This window comes from Pseudomonas sp. GM55 (assembly GCF_000282395.1).
Lineage (GTDB): Bacteria > Pseudomonadota > Gammaproteobacteria > Pseudomonadales > Pseudomonadaceae > Aquipseudomonas > Aquipseudomonas fluorescens_CC.
This window is the reverse complement of the sequence record NZ_AKJJ01000036.1, coordinates 62,425-82,167: the sequence shown is the minus strand read 5'-3', so window position 1 is coordinate 82,167 and position 19,743 is coordinate 62,425. Positions and strand designations below refer to the sequence as shown.

The 19,743-nt window shown below is 57.9% G+C and carries 19 protein-coding genes; 10 read left to right on the top strand and 9 right to left on the bottom strand.

The window, feature by feature from the left end:
* The first annotated feature begins 37 nt into the window (after window positions 1–37).
* The 3 genes from PMI31_RS07745 (at window position 38) to PMI31_RS07735 (ending at window position 5,791) form a co-directional block, all read left to right on the top strand.
* Window positions 38–1,585, top strand: coding sequence for an amino acid ABC transporter permease/ATP-binding protein (locus PMI31_RS07745; protein ID WP_008017307.1), 1,548 nt, complete (start codon window positions 38–40; stop codon window positions 1,583–1,585).
* A 43-nt stretch (window positions 1,586–1,628) separates the two neighbouring features.
* Window positions 1,629–2,417, top strand: a complete 789-nt coding sequence (locus tag PMI31_RS07740) for an SDR family oxidoreductase (RefSeq protein WP_008017306.1) — start codon at window positions 1,629–1,631, stop codon at window positions 2,415–2,417.
* 476 nt (window positions 2,418–2,893) lie between these two features.
* Window positions 2,894–5,791 (top strand): multicopper oxidase domain-containing protein, encoded by a 2,898-nt coding sequence (locus PMI31_RS07735; protein ID WP_008017305.1) that lies wholly within the window; start codon window positions 2,894–2,896, stop codon window positions 5,789–5,791.
* 160 nt (window positions 5,792–5,951) lie between these two features.
* On the opposite strand, the gene PMI31_RS07730 is transcribed toward PMI31_RS07735, so the two are convergent.
* Window positions 5,952–6,908, bottom strand: a complete 957-nt coding sequence (locus PMI31_RS07730; protein WP_008017304.1) for an AraC family transcriptional regulator — start codon at window positions 6,906–6,908, stop codon at window positions 5,952–5,954.
* Window positions 6,909–7,107: 199 nt separating this feature from the next.
* On the opposite strand from PMI31_RS07730, the gene PMI31_RS07725 reads away from it, so the two are divergent.
* The 4 genes from PMI31_RS07725 to PMI31_RS07710 all read left to right on the top strand — a co-directional run bounded on the left by PMI31_RS07725 (window position 7,108) and on the right by PMI31_RS07710 (window position 9,754).
* Complete coding sequence (locus PMI31_RS07725; RefSeq protein ID WP_008017303.1) at window positions 7,108–8,061, top strand: diiron oxygenase; 954 nt, start codon at window positions 7,108–7,110, stop codon at window positions 8,059–8,061.
* Window positions 8,062–8,131: 70 nt separating this feature from the next.
* Complete coding sequence (locus PMI31_RS07720) at window positions 8,132–8,554, top strand: MAPEG family protein (RefSeq protein WP_008017302.1); 423 nt, start codon at window positions 8,132–8,134, stop codon at window positions 8,552–8,554.
* Between the two features lie 154 nt (window positions 8,555–8,708).
* Window positions 8,709–8,999, top strand: coding sequence for a hypothetical protein (locus tag PMI31_RS07715; RefSeq protein ID WP_008017301.1), 291 nt, complete (start codon window positions 8,709–8,711; stop codon window positions 8,997–8,999).
* 194 nt (window positions 9,000–9,193) lie between these two features.
* Window positions 9,194–9,754 (top strand): hypothetical protein, encoded by a 561-nt coding sequence (locus PMI31_RS07710; protein ID WP_008017299.1) that lies wholly within the window; start codon window positions 9,194–9,196, stop codon window positions 9,752–9,754.
* A gap of 32 nt (window positions 9,755–9,786) precedes the next feature.
* Here PMI31_RS07710 and PMI31_RS07705 read toward each other — a convergent pair whose 3' ends face one another.
* Genes PMI31_RS07705 through PMI31_RS07685 form a run of 5 tightly spaced genes read right to left on the bottom strand, consistent with a single transcriptional unit; the run spans window position 9,787 to window position 14,830 of the window.
* On the bottom strand, window positions 9,787–10,104 hold the full coding sequence (locus PMI31_RS07705; RefSeq protein WP_008017298.1) for a cytochrome C oxidase subunit IV family protein: 318 nt from the start codon (window positions 10,102–10,104) through the stop codon (window positions 9,787–9,789).
* A 13-nt stretch (window positions 10,105–10,117) separates the two neighbouring features.
* Window positions 10,118–10,837, bottom strand: a complete 720-nt coding sequence (locus PMI31_RS07700) for a heme-copper oxidase subunit III family protein (RefSeq protein ID WP_008017296.1) — start codon at window positions 10,835–10,837, stop codon at window positions 10,118–10,120.
* A 6-nt stretch (window positions 10,838–10,843) separates the two neighbouring features.
* Window positions 10,844–11,536: a cytochrome c oxidase subunit 3 gene (locus PMI31_RS07695; protein WP_008017295.1), complete on the bottom strand. Its 693-nt coding sequence runs from the start codon at window positions 11,534–11,536 to the stop codon at window positions 10,844–10,846.
* The gene (ctaD, locus tag PMI31_RS07690) at window positions 11,533–13,308 is read right to left on the bottom strand and encodes a cytochrome c oxidase subunit I (RefSeq protein ID WP_008017294.1); all 1,776 of its coding nucleotides are present in this window, start codon (window positions 13,306–13,308) and stop codon (window positions 11,533–11,535) included. Before ctaD ends, PMI31_RS07695 begins: the two co-directional genes overlap by 4 nt.
* 49 nt (window positions 13,309–13,357) lie before the next feature.
* On the bottom strand, window positions 13,358–14,830 hold the full coding sequence (locus PMI31_RS07685) for a cytochrome c oxidase subunit II (RefSeq protein ID WP_008017293.1): 1,473 nt from the start codon (window positions 14,828–14,830) through the stop codon (window positions 13,358–13,360).
* A 316-nt stretch (window positions 14,831–15,146) separates the two neighbouring features.
* On the opposite strand from PMI31_RS07685, the gene PMI31_RS07680 reads away from it, so the two are divergent.
* Window positions 15,147–15,485, top strand: a complete 339-nt coding sequence (locus PMI31_RS07680) for a hypothetical protein (RefSeq protein WP_008017292.1) — start codon at window positions 15,147–15,149, stop codon at window positions 15,483–15,485.
* 16 nt (window positions 15,486–15,501) lie between these two features.
* Here the strand turns inward: PMI31_RS07680 and PMI31_RS07675 are convergent, their stop codons facing one another.
* Window positions 15,502–16,257: a tetratricopeptide repeat protein gene (locus PMI31_RS07675; RefSeq protein WP_043302262.1), complete on the bottom strand. Its 756-nt coding sequence runs from the start codon at window positions 16,255–16,257 to the stop codon at window positions 15,502–15,504.
* A gap of 303 nt (window positions 16,258–16,560) precedes the next feature.
* On the opposite strand from PMI31_RS07675, the gene PMI31_RS29795 reads away from it, so the two are divergent.
* A complete protein-coding gene (locus tag PMI31_RS29795; RefSeq protein WP_008017290.1) occupies window positions 16,561–16,974 on the top strand; it encodes a hypothetical protein in 414 nt (137 codons plus the stop codon).
* A 94-nt stretch (window positions 16,975–17,068) separates the two neighbouring features.
* On the opposite strand, the gene PMI31_RS07665 is transcribed toward PMI31_RS29795, so the two are convergent.
* Both PMI31_RS07665 and PMI31_RS07660 read right to left on the bottom strand, forming a co-directional pair.
* A complete protein-coding gene (locus PMI31_RS07665; RefSeq protein ID WP_008017289.1) occupies window positions 17,069–17,527 on the bottom strand; it encodes a metallophosphoesterase family protein in 459 nt (152 codons plus the stop codon).
* A 76-nt stretch (window positions 17,528–17,603) separates the two neighbouring features.
* Complete coding sequence (locus PMI31_RS07660; protein ID WP_008017287.1) at window positions 17,604–18,527, bottom strand: LysR substrate-binding domain-containing protein; 924 nt, start codon at window positions 18,525–18,527, stop codon at window positions 17,604–17,606.
* Between the two features lie 136 nt (window positions 18,528–18,663).
* Between PMI31_RS07660 and PMI31_RS07655 the strand changes: the two genes are divergently transcribed.
* Window positions 18,664–19,719, top strand: coding sequence for a tartrate dehydrogenase (locus PMI31_RS07655; protein ID WP_008017286.1), 1,056 nt, complete (start codon window positions 18,664–18,666; stop codon window positions 19,717–19,719).
* Window positions 19,720–19,743 lie beyond the last annotated feature (24 nt).

Sequence of the window (19,743 nt, the reverse complement as noted above, 5' to 3'; positions counted from 1 at the left end):
GCTGTCCCTGCACGGGGGCGGCAGATCGAGGTGCCCTATGCAATTCGATTGGTCGTACTTTCTCTCCCTGTTCTCCCTGCCAGACTTCTGGAAAGCCTGCGTCACGGTGATCCAGCTCAGCGCCCTGGCCTGGTTCATCGGCATGCTGCTGGGTTTTGTCCTGGCCACGGCCAAGCTGTCCCAATCGCCCTTGCTGCGCATTCCGGCAGCTGTCTACATCTGGTTTTTCCGCAGCATCCCGTTGCTGGTGCTGGTGGTGTTCGTCTACAACCTGCCGCAATTGTTTCCCGGCAGCGGACCGATCCTGTCCAACCCCTTCTACTCCGGCTTGCTGGCCCTGGTGGTCACCGAGGCGGCGTACATGGCGGAAATCCATCGTGGCGGTCTGATTTCCGTGGCCAAGGGCCAGAAGGAAGCCGGGCGCGCGCTGGGTGTCGGCCTGTTCGGCATGCAACGCCTGATCGTGATCCCCCAGGCTTTCCGTATTTCGCTGCCTACCCTGATCAACGAATACATCACTGTGGTCAAGCTGACATCGCTGGTCTCGGTCATCTCCCTGACCGAAATCCTCACGGTCGGCCAACGCCTCTATGCCACCAACTTCCTGGTCATGGAGACCCTGGCGGCGGTAGGCGTCTACTACGTGTTGATCGTCACCGTGTTCGGCTATTTCCTGCAGCGCCTGGAGCGCTACCTGGACCTGAACTTCCGCAAGCCGCACACACTCGACGCGGCCACCATTGCCAAATTCAAGGCCAGCGCCGAAGCGTTGCCCGACACTGCGCGCAAAGCCGCCGGCAACAACGCGACGCCCATCCTGCAACTGAAGAACATCCAGAAAAGCTATGGCACGCACAAGGTGCTGCTGGGTATCGACCTGAATGTCGACTATGGCCAGGTGGTCTCGATCATCGGGCCATCCGGTTCCGGCAAGACTTCACTGATCCGCACGGTCAACGGCCTGGAAACCATCGATACCGGCGACATTCTGTTGTTCGGCGAAAAATTCATCGAAGCATCGGACAAACCCAACAGCTCCCGCCTGCGCAAAGGCGTGCGGCACATCGGCATGGTGTTCCAGAACTTCAACCTGTTCCCGCACCGCACCATTCTCGACAACGTCACGCTGGCACCGCGTTACCACGGTCAACCGGGCGAGCTGAGCGAGCATCGTGCGTATGCGCTGCTGGACAAGGTCGGCCTGCTGGCCCATGCCCACAAGTACCCGCACCAGCTCTCCGGCGGGCAGCAACAGCGTGTGGCGATCGCTCGGGCCTTGGCAATGGAGCCGCAGATCATGCTGTTCGACGAGCCGACCTCGGCCCTCGACCCGGAACTGGTCAACGACGTGCTCAACGTGATCCGCGACCTGGCGAAGGAAGGCATGACCATGCTGATCGTGACCCACGAAATGGACTTTGCCATGTCGATCTCCGACCGGGTGATTTTCATGGAGAACGGCAATATTCAACTCGATGCCGCACCTGAAACCATACGATGCGATGCCAAGGGCGAGCGAGTACGGCGCTTCATGGGAATCGCCGCCCGATCGCCAAGCCTGTCTGCTACGGTGGACCATGCATGAACAGACAATCACTTTCTTTGAGCTTCCTTTCAGGAAAACCCGCATGAATCTTGGAATAGCAGGACGCTGGGCGCTGGTCTGCGCCGCCAGCAAAGGCCTGGGTAAAGCCTGCGCACAGGCACTCGTGCGCGAAGGCGTGAACGTGGTGATCACCGCACGGGGCGAACACACGCTGAATGAAACGGCCCGTGAGCTCAGAGCGATAAATCCGCAAGTGACTGTCATCGCCGTGGCCGGAGACATTTCGACGCCCGAGGGTCGGGCGGCAGCGCTCGAGGCCCATGAGCATTTCGATATTTTGATCAACAACGCCGGAGGCCCTCCCCCCGGGGATTTCCGCGAATGGAATCGCGACGCCTGGCTCAAGGCGCTGGATGCCAACATGCTGACCCCTATCGAATTGATCAAGGCAACGATAGACGGTATGGCGGCACGCGGATTTGGCCGAATCGTCAACATCACGTCGAGTGCCGTGAAGTCCCCCATCGAAAGCCTGGGCCTGTCCAATGGCGCGCGCAGTGGCCTGACGGGGTTCATCGCAGGGCTTGCCCGGCAAGAAAACATTGCCAGTCGCAATGTGACGATCAACAACCTGCAACCAGGCTCATTCGATACCGATCGACTGCGTGACAACCTGGTCGCAGCCGCCGAAGCGTCGGGGCAAGACAGTGAGGTATTCCTTGGCGAATGCCGTGCCGAAATCCCTGCCAAACGCTTTGGCTCACCCGAGGAGTTCGGTGCGCTGTGTGCCTTCGTTTGCAGCAGCCATGCCGGCTACCTGACCGGGCAGAACCTGTTGATCGACGGAGGAGCCGTTCGATCCAGTCAATAATGACGACAGGCACAATGGGACAGGCAGTAAACGGCCACTTCTCTTAACCCGAATACCCCACACAATCGCAACCTGTATTGGGTAATGCGAGCATGATCCATTGTAGGAGCGAGCTTGCTCGCGATGGTCGTTAACGATGCCGCGTGTTTCCTGACTGAACGCAGCGCTCTTGAGTCCATCGCGAGCTAGCTCGCTCCTACAGAAGGGCCCTTGGCTTAACACCATTACCCTGTATTGGGGGGGGGTATTCCCCATTATCGGGGGCCTTCCCCCAGCTTCTGATTCGCCCGCTCAAAGCCCGCAAGCAATAGAGATGTGGCGCAGAGCCATTAATCAATTCCTTTCACTTTTGGCAAAAAAATTGCGTCGTCAACAGCCCGGCTCGAAATAAAACATTTCGCCAGCCGGCCTGGAAGCCGTGGCTCGTTACCCAGGTATAACCACGCGCTCCAGGGATCCCGTCAGAGGTGTTTGCGATGAAACTGGAAACCGCAAGGTTGACTCCTAGTCCATTGTTCAAAACCAGGCTGGCGTTGAGTATCTCTGCTGCCGCGATCATGCTGGGGTTGGGCTTGTCCCACACCCAGGCAGCCCCCCTCGACAACACCGATCCACCGCCTCCTACCGATCCATCGGCGTTCACCAATCCGCCGGCCGACCCCGATGCCGCATTGCGGGATTTGCTCAAGTTGCCTCCGGCAAACGTCGGCGCCTTCGACTTGCCCAATGGAGTGGTCGGTAATCGCCAGACCCCCTTGGTCGACAATGTGCTGCCACCCGATCTGCAACCCAGCTTCAATATCCCCACTAACGGTAATGCCAGCCCGGTATTCGGGGTTCAACCGTTCACACAGAAGCTTGAACTTTTCGAGGAGTTCGGCTCGAACAAACTGGATGCGACCGACCCGCCATCACCCGTTCCGTTTCCGGTCCCGACGGTGGGCCCCGCACCGGCGCAGGATCCATTGAACGTGGCGCGTAGCGGCCCGTCGCCGGATGCGCTGGATGCTTTTCTCAGGCAGCCGGCATTGACGCCCTTCCCGACAGAGTTCTCCAATGTACTGGACCGCAACCCCTGGAAGGCGCAGATCGAGCTTTTCCTCAATCGCCGGGTCGATTCGCCTGCAGAAGGCCGGCCACCGGGAAAAGGCTGGTCGCACCAGCGTTTCAATGAGTTTTTCCCGCGCGACGCCTTCAAGACTGTGCAAGCCGGCGCGCACGTCAACAGTGGCTTGCGTGATCACATGCAACGGCATAACTACGCCGTGGGGGAATTTGCGCCAGGCGGGCTCTATCACAACACCAACGGCAACCCGGCCAACGAGGGCACCACCAAGGGCATTCAAGTGCAGTTTCATGAAAACTTCCCGGTCCAGGACCATAATGCGTTGTGGACCTTCGACGGCACCTTTCCGCCCAAACTGCTCCTGGTACGCTATGGCCAGGCGATGCTGATGCGTCATTACGATGCCTTGCCGATTGACCCGTCGGCCAACCGGGGCTTTGGCCTGCACACCCTCACCACCCATGAACACAACGGCCACACCCCCGCGGAAAGCGACGGCTTTACCAACGCGTTCTTCTTTCCGGGCCAGTACTACGACTATCGCTGGCCGATCCAGTTGGCCGGTTACGACACCATCAACACCACTGCGCAGGACCCACGGGCAGCGTTCCCGTGCGACCCCGGTGAAATACTTTTCGTCAACGACGCCACCCCCGGCTTCAAGACCTGCGACCACGGCACCATCAAGATCCGTGGCGACTGGCGCGAAACCATGAGCACCCACTGGTTCCACGACCACATGCTCGATTTCACCGCGCAGAATGTCTACAAGGGCAACGCGACGATGATGAACTACTACAGCGCCCTGGACCGTGGCAACGAGGCGGTCGACGACGGGGTCAACCTGCGCTTGCCCAGCGGTTCGGCGCTGAGCTGGGGTAACCGCGACTATGACATCAACCTGACGATCGCCGACAAGGCCTGGGACCAGACCGGCCAGTTGTGGTTCAACCCCTTCAACACCGACGGTTTTCTCGGTGACCAGGTGCTGACCAACTGGGAATACAAGCCGTTCCTGGACGTACGTGCCCGCCGCATCCGTTTCCGTATTCTCAACGGATCGGTTTCTCGTTACTTCAAGCTGGCGGTGGTGCGTCAGGTCGATGGTAATGGCGGCGAGTTTCCTGGCCCGAACAACTCCGGGGTTTCCTATAACCGGGTGCCGTTCCACATGATTGCCAACGACGGCAATATCATGGAGCACGCGGTGCCGTTCGATGGCAGCCTGGACCTTGATGGCGACGGCGACACACAGAACCACAATGCCATTCTGCCGATACAGGGCATTGCCGAGCGCTTTGACATCGTCATCGACTTCGCGGCAAACGGCATCAAGGTGGGCGACAAGATTTTCTTCGTCAACATCGAGGAGCATGAAGACGGCAAGCGTCCAAAACGTGACATTCCATTGGCCGATGTACTCTCCGAGAAGTACCTGCCCGTTGTCAGGCAAACCAGCCACGGGCCACAGTGGGTCAACGGTGACCCGGGCGTGGGCCTGTTCCTGCAACTGAACGTCCAGCCTTACACCGGCCAGGATGTCAGCATGAATCCGGTCGACTTCGAGCCCGCCAAGCCTGGCAAGCCCGAGGGCAAGTTCATGATCCCCCTGCCCTTGCACCGTGATGATCCTGCCGATATCGCCCGGCTTGCCCAGGCGCGGCACCGCACCTTTATCTTTGGCCGCTCCAACGGCACCGACGAACAACCATGGACGATCAAGACCGATGGCGGCCGAGGCTTCCCCATGGACCCGCGCCGGATTTCAGCCGCGCCACAACTGGCCACTGGCCCGACCCCGGCCGGGTTCAAGGGTGAAGGCACGCTGGAAATCTGGAAGATCCAGAACGGCGGCAATGGCTGGAGTCACCCGGTGCATGTGCACTTCGAGGAAGGGATCATTCTCACTCGAGGTGGCAGACCACCACCAGAATGGGAAAAAGGCGCGCGCAAAGATATGTACGATATAGGCCGCCATCCTGAGAGCCGAGACAATGTCGAAATGGCCATACACATCCGTGAGTTTGCCGGTACCTACATGGAGCACTGCCACAACACTCAGCATGAGGACACGGCGATGCTGCTGCGCTGGGACTCTGAGCACCCTGGCCAGTTCCAGTTGATGCCCACACCGTTGCCCAGCTGGGACGGCGTGAAATTCGTGAACTCGGTTGCGTTACCGACATTCCGTACGGGAGATGGTGTCGGGCCACAGGTCAAGGGCAACAATAACCAGGGAGATAACAGCGGCAGTGGCAGTGGCAGTGGCAGTGGCAGCAGCGGTAGCGGAGGCAAGGGCAAAGGCTAGCGTTGTCTATCAAACGGCTGATCACGTCGTCAGCAAACGCAAGAAACCGCTTGCATGCCCCTTTCAACCCAAAGCCGCCTGACACCACAGTCGACTTTGGGTCGATGGCCAGACATTGACTGCCTGGCTTTTTCAGGGTGTCCACCGACACCCGACCTTCTCATGCCGACTGTCTGCGCCAGGTGCCCGGGGATGTGCCGAACTGGCGTTTGAATGCGCGACTGAACGCGGCTTCGGATTCATAACCAACTGCAAAGCCGACTTGCGCCACATTGCCGCGACCTTCGCGCAGGTGTTGAGCCGCCACATGCATACGCCAGAGCGTCAGGTATTGCATCGGTGGCTGTCCGACCAACGCCGTGAATCGCTCCGCGAAAACCGAGCGCGACATGCCCACCTCAAGCGCCAGGGCTTCAGCAGTCCAGCCTTCGGTCGGACGAGCATGGAGTAGCGCCAGCGCACGCCCGATATGCGGATCCCGCAAACCCGCCAGCCAACCGCGCCGCTCGGCGGGGAGGCTGGCGACATACTGGCTGACGGCTTCGACGAATAGCAGCTCGGAAAGCTTGGCGATGACCGTTGTCGAACCGACCCGCCCCGCCGCGATTTCACTGACAGCAAAGCGGAACGAGCTTTCGATCCAGGCGCCCGAAGCCGTCGCGCGCACGTCCAGTTTCAGTAAGGAAGGCAACGACGAAAGCAACGGACTGAAGGGTGTTTCAGAGCCGAGGAATCCGCACAACAACTGCGTAGCCTCGCCGCCCCCGCCGTACTTGATCCGTGAAATCCCACCGACTTGCGGCGGCTGAATGACTTCTCTCGCCGGCATGGGCGCAACGCTCAGGTCGCTGCCAAAAGAGTGAGCGTCATTGCGAGGCAGCAGAACGAGTTCGCCCGCCCCCACGTCGATGGCGGTGTCACCGTCGATGCGTATTTGCATGTGCCCCGCCGCGACAAAATGCGACGCAATGATATGCCGGGGTACCGCCAGGAACGGTTTGCAATCATTCGCCGAGAGCCTTCCGTTGATACACCAGGGCGCAGTGAGTTCCGCCTCGAGGAACACCCCTCCAGACAGCCGAATCACCCGCAATACATCAGAAAGCGCATCCAGCAATTGCCAGCCCTCCTTTCCGGAGTCCGGAGCATGTAATCAGGTGCTCCAGTCATTTGCCGCCTGAACCGCGAGACCTAGATTAGCACCAGCGCGGACTCAGAGATCGAGACTGTTCCCAGAGGCTTCACCCAAGGTCATTGGCTCCGGCGTCAATCGTAATTGCCCCACTCCAACTCAACCAGGGCAACAGGAGATCCATATGAACACCGTCGCTACCCTACCCGGCTCAGACTCGGGCAACGCTTCCCGTTATGCCCGGATTGTCAGGTCATCGAAAAAAAACGAATGGCAGATCGATCGCGATTTGCTGCAGGACCGGAGTTTCGACTTCTCGCGAAAATTCCTGCCCGACGGACTGTCGCAGATCGACCGCCTGACCTTTATCACCCCGGCCGAGGCACGCCTGCTCAGTCAGATTCAGGGCCGAACCTATGCGTATCTCTTTGGCCTGGTAGAGCGCTTTATCAGTGCCAAAATGCTCGATCAAGGTCGGGCCCATGTATTTGACAATCAACTCGCACTCGAAGCGCTGGTGCGTTTTTCCAACGACGAGATCAAGCACCAGGAGCTGTTCCGGCGCATTGAGACAATGATGGGTTCGCAATTGCCTGCGGGCTATCGTCAAGTTGCCGATCCAAACGAAGTGGCGCGCGCGGTACTGTCGGCCAGCACCTGGTCGGTGCTGGCACTGACCTGTCATATCGAGCTGTTCGTTCAGTCGCACTACATACAGAGCATCGCCCCGCGCGAGGAGTTGTGCCCGCTGTTCAAGGATGTCTTCAAGTTTCACTGGAGGGATGAAAGCCGGCACGTCGTACTCGATGAACTGGAGTGGCAGGCGGAGCACGCGAAGCTCTCGCCAGCCGAGCGCGACCAGGCGGTGAATGACCTGATTGCGCTGGTAGCGGCCGTCGACGCAATCCTGTTGGCACAGTCGGCATCCGATGCCGACTACTTCATGGGTAATGTCTCACGTTCGTTCAGTGGCGACGAGGCCGCGCAAATCAAAGCCTGTGTGCTGGGCGCGTACCGCTGGCAATACATTGTCTCGGGCGTACAGCATCCACACTTTGGCCGGCTGTTGACGCAGATGACAACGCCTGCACAGATGTCCAGGATTCAGGCCGCACTGGCCCCCATCATGAGCAATTGAGTGACCGCGCGCGACCGACTGCTCATCGGCCGCGCGGCTGCGGGATGACGATCTTTCGAGGATGGCGGCCATGACGATACCGATGTGGATGCTGCTTGGGTTTGCAACCTGGACTTTGCTGCTGTTGATGGCAACCGTCGGCGTTTATCGCTGGGTTGCCATCCTGTTCTCGAGTGCTCCGATCGCCTCTTTCCGAAGCGATCAGCTCGAAGGCGCTGACTGGTACCAGCGCGGGACCAGGGCACACGCCAACTGTGTGGAAAACCTGCCTGTCTTTGCCGTCATCGTGTTCGTGATTTCCGCCCTTGATATCAACGGCCCAGCGGTGAACTACTTGTCCATGCTCGTCCTGATCGCTCGCGTGTGCCAGTCACTGGTTCACGTATCCCATGTGCAAACCAATGCATTCGTCGCAGTCCGGTTTACCTTCTTTTGCGTTCAACTGGTCTGTTTTCTTGCGCTCATTGCAATAGCCGCTTTTTACGGCGCATGAAATCTTCAGCGATAGGCAGAAAACGGCCAGAAGTAGCCGGTGGTCGTTGCATTCAGATTGTCGCCGGCATTTGGCTAAGCTTAATAAATCAGGGCGAGCTGAAACCTGAGTGATTGCGACCATCAACAGATCGGTAGTCCCAAAGGAGACGACCATGTATGCGGTTATACGAACCTACCTGGGTGCTGGAGCAAAGGAGCTTTTCAAGCTTTTGGAAGAACGCAATGTCGACATAGACGCTACCCTGCGGACAGTACCTGGCCTGGTCAGCTACACACTATTGAATACGGGAGATGGTGGTACGTCGGTGACTGTTTGCAAGGACAAGGCCGGCAGTGATGCGAGCTCGAAAGTCGCGCGTGAGTGGATTCAGAAAAACACCTCGAATATCCGGGCGAACCCGCCGATCGTGACCGAAGGTCCGGTCATTGTGCAGATCAACTAGCAAGCCCTTGCGGTTGATCTCGCAACACTACCGGTGTCGCAAGTAGCCGGCCCGCCTGCTGGCGAGTGCTATACTTCGCTCAGATTGCATGAAGTGTGCAACGTTCCCCTTGGTACAGATACCGACTGCAAAATCCTGGTTAACGGCTGCCGGACAAAGGAGGTCTACAGCAAACTCTAGATCGGAGGTGTGGCATGAATCGACACTATTACATCAGTGACAATCTCAACGAACTTGAAACCGTTGAAAATGAATTGGAAGCCAGCGGCATCAATTCCGAACAGATTCATGTGCTCAGTGAGAAAGTTGCCGATGTTGAACAACATCACCTCCACGAGATCAGTTCGTTAATGGAACAGGATGCTGTTCACTCCGGTGAGATTGGTGCGGTGGTCGGTGTGCCACTCGCGGCGCTGATCCTGCTTGGCGCCTATTGGATGGGCTGGACCGAATCCGTCGTAGGCTGGATGCCCTTTATCTTCCTTGCCATTGTTGTTTTTGGCTTCTGCATCTGGGAAGGCGGCTTTTTCGGGTTCCAGGTACCGAACACTCACTTCCGCAATTTCAGCCAGGTGGTAAAAGACGGTAAACATATCTTCTTCGTGGATGTTGAACCGAATCAGGAGTCGATACTGGATCAGGTCATCGGACATCATCCAAAGCTGACGATCGCCGGCACGGGAGCAGCAGCCCCCCACTGGACAGTAGCCTGGCAACACAAGTGGCATCAGTTCAAACGAGTGATATCGGGTTAGCTCCTGGAGACTCAAGGCCATTCGAAGGCGGCTTATTGACCGAAGAATATGACCCGACTTAGGAAAACATAATCCGCCTCGGTGGCCATCAGTCCCACGAGCACCAGTAAACACAAAGGTGGGACCAATATCGCGTAGACCATGGCCAACCGCTCCCAGGCCATGTGCATGAAGATGGAGACAATCAAACCCGCCTTCAACAACATGAACGTGATAATCAGGAACCACCGAAGGTAGCCATGGAAGTGGAAATAGTCGACAAGGTACGACATCGTACTGAGGACGAATAACAGTCCCCATATCTTGAGATACAGACTGATTGGATGTTGCTGACCCTGAGCATGTGCCATCACCCGTGCTCCTCTACCACAAATAGAAGAAAGCAAAAATAAACACCCACACCAAATCCACGAAGTGCCAGTAAAGCCCGGCTATCTCGACGTTCTGATAATTTCCGGAGCGCTCATAATCGCCGCGCAGTACTTTGCGCGCCACGATGCTGAGGTAGAGGGCGCCAATTGACACATGCAGCCCGTGAAAACCGGTAATCATGAAAAAAGTGGCACCAAATTGCGCCGCCCCCATGGGGTTCCCCCAGGGGCGCACCCCTTCTGCGATGAGCTTGCTCCATTCAAATGCCTGCATGCTGACGAAGGTCACACCCAAGGCCGCGGTCGCCAGCATCAGGGCCGTGGTTTTCGCGCGATCACGGCGATAGGCGAAGTTGACGGCCATGGCCATGGTGCCGCTGCTGCTGATCAGCACAAAGGTCATAATGGCGATCAGAATAAGCGGAATTTCCCTGCCGCCGATCGTCAAGGCGAACACTTCACTGGGGTTCGGCCAGGCGGTGGTGATGGTCATGCGTACCGACATGTAGCCGGTCAGAAAACAGGTGAAGATGAAAGTATCGCTGAGCAGGAATATCCACATCATCGCCTTGCCCCAGTGGACCTGCTTGAAGGCCTCTTTATCCGAGGACCAGTCGCTGGCGATGCCCGCCCATCCCGGTGCGGGTGGCGAGCCTGGTGGATTGGCTGAACTGGTCTCGGCTTGGGCTTGGGCTTGCAGGTGCGATGCCATGGCTTTTCACCTCAGGCCGCAGAATCTGGCGATGGTTTCATAGGTTTGCGGCGTGCTGGTCAGCAGCGCGAACAGCACAAACCAGAGACCCAACAAGTAATGCCAGTAGATGGCACAAAGTTCTACGCTGGCGCTGAGTTGCGGCAACGGCACATGACGCAGGAATTTAACGACGGTTCTGCCCCAGGCAATCAACCCGCCCAACAGGTGCAGGCCGTGCACGCCGGTCAACAGGTAGAAGAAACTGTTGGCCGGATTGCTGGCGACAAAGTAGCCCCAGGCGACAAACTGCTGCCAGACCCAGAGTTGCCCCGCCAGAAAGGCAATGGCAAATCCGCCACCCAATACAAAAGCGATGACCGTGGCGTCCATTCGAGCCCGGCGGGCGGCCATGCGCGACCACTGCAGTGCGACGCAGCTCAATACCAGAAAAGCCGAATTCACCCACAGCTGCCATGGATTGGCCAGTGGCGCCATGGGTTCTGTCAGGGGTAGCCAGTCGACCATTTGTGAGCGGGCAATAAAGGCAAGCAGAAAGAGAAAGAATAACGAACTCACCACCACCAGAAACAAGCGCAGGCCTAGCCTTGCGGTCTGGCCCCCATCGGCGCCCTCGCCGGCCTGAATGCCCTCGGGATCGCGATTCCAACTGCCGCCGGGGGCAGCGCCGTCGGCGTTTCTCAATAGCAGTCTGTTCATGTTTTAACGTCCGCTATTTTGGTTCCGGCACCGAGTTGACGCATTTGCTCCAGTTCCTCGGCGGAGACCGTTTGCGGCACGAAATCCTGCTCTATCCCCGGCACGCTGTAGTCATAGGCCCAGCGATGCACCACCGGCATCTTCGCTCCCCAGTTACCGTGTACCGGTGGGGTGTTCGGCGTTTGCCATTCCAGGCTGGCCGCCCCCCAGGGGTTACTACCCGCGGGTTTGCCTTTGAATACGCTCCAGGCCAGGTTGAACACAAACAGCAACTGGGAAACGCCGACGGTCAAGGCGACCACCGTAATGAAGGCATTCAACTCTTGCGCCGACTGCGGGATGAACGCGTAGTTTTCATAGGCATAGTAACGGCGCGGCATGCCCTGGAAACCCAGGTAGTGCATGGGGAAGAAGATGGCGTAGGTGCCCAGAAAGGTAATCCAGAAATGCAGCTTGCCCAGGGTGTCGTTGGTCATGCGCCCGGTTATTTTCGGAAACCAGTGGTAGATGCCGCCGAACACCACCAGCACCGGCGCGACGCCCATGACCATATGGAAATGAGCCACGACGAAATAGGTGTCCGAGAGCGGTATATCCACGATCACATTGCCGAGAAACAACCCGGTCAGACCGCCGACCAGGAAGGTGACGATAAAGGCCAGGGCAAACAGCATCGGCACGGTCAGATGGATGTCGCCGCGCCACAGGGTCAGCACCCAGTTGTAGACTTTCAGCGCGGTCGGCACTGCGATGATCAAAGTGGTGACGGCGAAGAAAAAGCCGAAGTACGGGTTCATTCCGCTGACATACATATGGTGTGCCCAGACCACAAAACTGAGTACGCCAATCGCAATGATGGCCCACACCATCATTCGATAACCGAAGATATTTTTACGTGCATGGGTGCTGATCAAGTCCGAGACCAGGCCAAACGCCGGGAGCGCAACGATGTACACCTCCGGGTGGCCGAAGAACCAGAACAGGTGCTGGAACAATATCGGGCTGCCACCCTGGTGATCGAGCTGCTGCCCCAGCGAGATCATCGCCGGCATGAAGAAGCTGGTGCCCAATAGCTTGTCGAACAGCATCATGACCGCACTGACAAACAACGCCGGGAAAGCCAGCAAGGCCATGATCGAGGCCATGAAGATTCCCCATACCGAGAGCGGCATGCGAAACAATGTCATGCCGTGGGTGCGCGCCTGCAACACCGTGGTGACGTAGTTCAACCCGCCCATGGTGGCGGCGACAATAAAAATCGCCAGTGAGACGAGCATCAGCACGATGCCCCACTCGACCCCCGGTGTCCCCTGGGCAATGGACTGTGGCGGGTAGAGCGTCCAGCCGGAACCTGTGGGGCCGCCAGGGACAAAGAAACTGGCGAGCAACACCACTACCGCCACCAGGTAGAACCAGTAGCTGAGCATGTTGACATAGGGGAAGACCATGTCGCGGGCGCCCACCATCAACGGGATCAGATAGTTACCGAAGCCCCCCAGAAACAAGGCCGTCAGCAAGTAAATGACCATGATCATGCCGTGCATGGTCATCGCCTGATAGTAAGTACTGGCATCCATGAACGGCAAACTGCCGGGGAAACCTATCTGCATGCGCATCAAGCCGGACAACACCACGGCGATAAGACCCACGAACAAAGCCGTCAAGGAATATTGAATGGCTATGACCTTGTGGTCCTGACTCCAGACATATTTGGTCAGGAAGCTCTTGGGCTCGTGCAGTGCTTCTGTTTCGGCTTGCTCCGCATAGGCCATCACGTCATCCTCCTGTCGAAGTTTCAGTGTATTACTGGCTGCTTTGCGGCTACTTCCCTGGCTCCGCCTTGCTTGCATCAGCGTTGGCATTCGCTTTGGATTTGATAAAAGCGATCAGCGCATCCAACTCCTTGTCGCTCGGTTTCAAGGCCGGCATGACGGCTGCGTAACCCTTGACGATTTTGGCAGCGGGATCAAGAACCGATTCTTTCAGATAACCCTCATCGACCTTGACGCTCGTATCGTCGGCAAGGGTTTCGGTCTTGCCATACAGGCCCTGCCAGCTGGGGCCGACGCCCTTGTTGCCATCGACGCTGTGGCAGGCCAGACAGCCAAACGAACCGGCCAGCCGCTGTCCCTGCGCCACCAGGTCTTCACCTGGGCCCGATGCCTCGCCAGTAGAAGCTTCATCGCCCTGCTGCGCAGCACCCAGTGATTTGATCAGGGCGACCAGCGCACCCAGTTCATCGTCAGAGAGAGTATAGGCCACCATGACCGGCGGGTAGCCCTGTACCAGACGGGCCTTCGGATCGAGAATCGACTCTTTCAGGTAGGCCTCGTCGACCTGCACGCTGGAGCCATCGGCCATCTGCTCAGTGCGGCCGTACAGCCCCTTCCATCCAGGGCCAAGACTGGTACTGCCATCCTGGCTATGGCAGGCACTGCAACCGTATTTCTCGACCAGCAGGCGGCCCTTTTCCAACAGGCTGTCCCGACCTGGCCTGGCAGCTGTGGTCAATGTCTGCGCAAAAGTCGGTTGGCCTTTTAGCCATTGATCGAAGACGCCCTGCTCCTCCACGATCATATGGCCGCGCATGTTGTAATGGCCTACGCCACAATATTCAGCGCAAAGGGTTTCATACTTTCCGGTTTTAGTTGGCGTAAACCAAAAATACGACACCATCCCTGGCACCATGTCCATCTTGCTGCGAATTTGCGGCACATAAAAATCGTGCAGAACATCTTTGGAACGCAGTAAAACTTTCACCGGCCGGTCGAGCGGAAGGTGAACTTCATTGTTCATTACAAGCACGTCGTCCTGTCCTGCAGGATCCTTGGGATCAAGGCCGAGGGGATTGGTGGAATCAATGAACTTGATATCCGATTTGCCCAGCTTTGCGTCCTGACCGGGAAAACGAAAGGCCCACTGCCACTGCTGGGCGACCACTTCAAGTTCGTAGGCATTTTTCGGCACCCGGATGAAATCGTCGTAAACAACCAGGCCTGGCGCCAACATCCCGGCAATGCCTATCGAGGTGACGATGATCAACCATAATTCCAGCTTTTTATTTTCGGGCTGGTAGGCCGCCCGGGCACCCTCCTTGTGACGAAACCGCATCACCGCTACTGCCATGAATACGACGATGGCAATGAAGAATATTCCGCTGATGATCAGGGTGATGAACAGGGTGGTGTCTATGGAGCCCCAGTTGGACGCGGCCGGTGTCGCATGCCAGGGCGCTAGTATGTGGAATAGCACTGATGCAATAACGATTAGTATCAGGATAATTGCTATTGCCATTTGCTCTTCATCCTATTCCTGATGTTCATTGGTTATGCAAAAGCATCGCCACTGACATCCAAGCAGGCCAGACAAATACCACCCGTCCGGGCGGTAAAGTCAGTAAGGAGTATAGAGCCATCGGCTTGTACCGTGAGGTTGGCAAGGGAGTTCCGGTTGCCAGCTATACTTGAACTCTGATGACGGACGGCAGCGATCGGCCAGAAGCGACCACAAAGTGCGAACCCTGCCCTTGTACAGTCGTCAAACATGAGTGATCGCAATGAGCAGGGACGCAAACCAATAGAGTCCGACAACCCACATGGGAGGTTTCGTCATGAGTGCCCTGACGATCGAAGGCTGGTGCAAGCCCAGCCCCGACCAGAAGTCCATCCCGATCGGTGAGATCCATTTTTACGTCGACGGCCCTCTCCATGTCCGTCTGGAGGACGCCGAAGAGCGCTTGCAGAAGTCCCACGAGCGTGAAGCCATGGTCGATGTCGATATGGGCTCGATGGATTTGATCATGCCCGAGGGATACGCGCCCTTGTCAGACTGTCAGATGCGTGTCTATTTGCACCACGAACGCGGTCAGTTTCACCTGGTCGGGCACCGTGCGAGCGATGGCAGCCTGATCTATACCAACGCGGTGTTGATCGATCAGTTGCTTGAATAGCGGCTCGCCCGCAGCCTCAACCGTGCAACAGAAAGGCTCCCGGCGGAACCCGATGTCGCAGCTTCTTGCAGCGACCGGGTGCCGGCTGATGCCCGGGCGGGCGATCAGGAAACCAGATCCGGCATTTCCCCGGAGGCGGCAAATGGCCACGGGGAATCACAACCTCATCGGACACGGGCGCTGGCGCGACGGAAGCCATTTGCACTGCTTCTTCAGGCTGTGGTCTGACAGCCGTCGGCGAAACCGATGCCCACGCAGCCTTTACCCGATCAAAAATGCCAGCTTGTTGCCCAGTGTCCGCTGCGGGTTGTTCAACAGACGCCATCTGTGCTTCCTGGACCTGCTCATCCTGCCCCTTCTGTACCGCAACCAGGCCCTCCCTGGCTTGGGGTGGGGTATTCGAGGCCAGAGCCTGTTGGGCCGCCTGGATCAATTGGAAGTTGCGGTTGCGTAACTCGACGTTGCTTCCAACCTGCACGTTCGAGCGCAGCGCCAATGTTTCAGCTTGTTGGTACTGCCCCTGCTGAAGACGCAACACACCGAGGTAATGCAGCGTCGCGGGATTGTTCGGCTGAATATGCAGGGCACGCTCCAGCGAGGCAGCGGCCTGGTCCAGCTGGCCATTTTCATACTGCCGCGAGGCGGTTTCGATCAGGGTGGTAGACGCGCGGTTACTTTGCGTGGGCGCGCTTCGCTCGGCAGCAACGGAACACTGCGACGCGACTGCGCAGAACGCCAAAAGGACACCCGGTAGAAAAATCTTGATTGGCATCAGGGGACGGACTCGACTGATCTCGGACGGCACTGTCCGAAAACAGGCCACCAGCGCTGTTCGGCTTCTGCGATACAGGGCCCCTATTGACCTGGCCAGTACCCTGAAGTTCCCGCTGTAAAGGCCGTCGCGGCCAATACCTCAAAGGCGCCGAACACTGGGGCCATCGGCTATTTAAACAGCGGCTCTCTAGAACTTTTCCCTATTTATCGGTCTATGTGGATAGGCCCATCCACCCGGCAAGCGCGAACCCGCAGCCAGATGGCCACACGTCCAATTGTCAATCAGAGGTTGTCTTCGTTCATGAAATTCCATGACCCACGGATGGTGCTCTTCGGCCTGTTCGCGCTCGCGGCAGTGGGCTCGGCATCAGCAACACAAATGAAGACCCCAACCCCTGTTCTCGCAACTGAAGTCGCAGCCGTTCAGGCTCCGGTCAAGGCTGCCGACAACCCTTGGCCGACCTTGGCCAGTATGGCCGGCAAGCAGCCAGGGCCGTTGCTGGCCCATGACGACCGATACTGGCATGACGGTCGTTGGCACTATCGCAGAGATGATTGGCGCAGAGACGATTGGCGCCGAGACGACTGGCGTAGATATCAATGGCGTAGAGAGCAGGCCCGCCGCGAAGCCGAGCGCCATCGTTATTGGGAGCGACACCAGGATCGTGACATGCGATACCGCTACGAGGACGATCGCCGCTACTATCGTCGCTAGTGCCAAGCCACGGGATCAATCCGCCTGCAACACGCCTCCTGCATACACAGAATCCAGTGTGTTGCATCGACCGTGATCCCCTTCGCTGTGGGGCTCACTCCAACAGGTCAATCAACCGAGGCTCAATTGAAGTCGCCGATACCTCAAGCAGCGCCAGCGTCACCGGAAGCTTGAAGCGTCGTCGCCCCGCGCTGCCGGGATTGAGAAACAATCGCTCCCCACGCCATTCCATGCGTGGCTTGTGGGAGTGGCCGGTAATCACCAGCTTTACGCCTGTTTCCAGTTCGACCGGGACATCGGCAATGTCATGCACCAGCAACGCCTGCCAACCATTGAGGTCGAAACGCAGAAAGTCAGGGAGATGTTCTGCCCATGCCAGGTCTTGATCATTGTTCCCGCGCACGACGTGCAGGGGCGCAATAGAGGCCAGTCGGTCAAGGACTTCCAGGGCACCGATGTCGCCGGCATGAATGATTCGCTCGCACCCCTGCAGGGCGGCAAACGCTTCGGGACGCAGCAAGCCGTGGGTATCGGATATCACGCCAACTTTCATGCAAGCTCCAGGACAGATACAGGAATCTGCCACAGTATCCAGCGCAACTGGCAAAGCGTCTCCTCGCTGATCCTGCTCAGTCGTACGCAGGTTCTGTTTCGTCCAGGTGATCAATGTGCTTGAAGCGCTCAACCAGAAAGTCGATCAGGCTGCGCACTCGCGCCGACAGGTGTAACTGTTGCGGATAGACCGCGAAAACATCGGCGCGGGTGGGTGTCTGGTCTTCCAGCACTAATCGCAAGCGGCCACTGCGCACATAGCGGGCGATATCCCATTCTGCCCGCAGAAGAATACCGTGGCCTTCCAACGCCCAGTTCAGGGCCACTTCACCGTCATTGCAGCCCAATGCGCCACGGACTTTGATGTTTTGTGTACGCCCACCGTTAGTAAAACTCCACACCCCGTAAGGCGTTTCGTTCTGCCGCAGAAAGATGCAGTTGTGTTGCTGTAAATCCGTGAGGCGTTGCGGTACGCCGTGTTTTTCCAGGTACAGCGGTGAGGCGCATAACAATCGGCGATTGGACGCGATCTTGCGTGCATGGAAGGCGGCGTCCGGCAACGTACCGAAACGAATGCCCAGATCAAACCCGTGCGTCGTCAGGTCAAGGGGGTGATCGCTGATTTCCAGCTGCACTTCCACCTCCGGGTACTGTGCGAAAAACGCGCCCAGTGCCGGGCCGATGTAGCGGCGACCAAACCCCAGCGATGCGTTGACCCGTATCAGGCCTTTAGGCGTAGCCCGACTACTGCTGATCAACTGCTCGACCTCTTCTATCTGCGTCAGGATGCGAGCGGCATGCGAGAAAAGCAGTTCGCCCTCTGAAGTCAGGCTCATTGAACGTGTGGTGCGATTGACCAGGCGGATGCCCAATCGAGCCTCCAGCGAGGTGAGACGCTTGCTCACCGCCGGCGGTGTGATGCCCAGTTCCCGCGCCGTGGCAGCGAGGCTGCCCTTATTGGCCAGGAGGTAGAAAAATGACAAATCCAGAGTCTGGCTCATTCGTAACTCAAAGTTATTTATGTAGTGATTCTGAGTAACTCACACCTATTTGTTCACTACATATACTCCGCTCACACCCTGATTGAACAGCCCGTTCGACAGGCAAAACAAGAACGTTACGAGAGTGGAGTTGACCATGAGCGCATACAAGATTGCAGCGATCCCAGGTGATGGCATCGGTATTGAAGTGATCGCCGCGGGCGTCGAGGTGCTGCAAGCCCTGTCGGAGAGATCCGGCTTCGAACTGGATTTCAAACACTTCGACTGGAATTCGGATAACTACCTGAAAAACGGTTACTACATCCCTGAAGGGGGCCTGGAAGAACTGAAAACCTTCGACGCGATTTTCTTCGGTGCCGTGGGAGCGCTCAACGTACCGGATCACATTTCCCTGTGGGGTCTGCGCCTGCCGATCTGCCAGGGCTTCGATCAGTACGCCAACGTGCGTCCGGCGCGCGTGCTGCCAGGGGTGAAAAGCCCACTGCTCAACGGTGACCGGATCGACTGGGTGGTGGTGCGAGAAAACTCCGAAGGCGAGTACTCCGGCAACGGCGGTCGTGTGCACCGGGGCCTGCCGGAAGAGGTTGCCACTGAAGTGTCGGTATTCACCCGTGCAGGAGTTGAGCGCATTCACCGCTTTGCCTTCGAACTGGCGCAAAGCCGCCCGCGCAAACACCTGACCATGGTCACCAAGTCAAACGCCCAGCGTCACGGCATGGTGTTGTGGGACGAGATCTTCTACGAAGTGGCCAAGGACTTCCCGGACGTGAAGATCGACAAGGAGCTGGTGGACGCCGTGACCACGCGCATGGTGCTCAAACCCTCGACCCTGGACGTGATCGTCGCCACCAACCTGCACGCTGACATTCTGTCCGATCTGGCCGCTGCGTTGTCCGGCAGTCTGGGCATCGCACCGACCGCCAACCTGAACCCGTCGCGTAAATTCCCCTCGATGTTCGAACCGATCCACGGCTCGGCTTTCGACATCACCGGTAAAGGTGTAGCCAACCCGATTGCAACCTTCTGGACGGCGGCAATGATGCTCGAACACCTGGGCGAAGCCGCTGCGGCCAAACAGCTGATGTCAGCCATCGAAGCCGTGACCGAAAGCGGTCTGCATACCCCTGATCTGGGCGGTACGGCTACCACCCGCCAGATCACGGATGCGGTCATCGCGTTGATCAACCGCTGATGTTTTTCAGCGATTCAAAGTAGT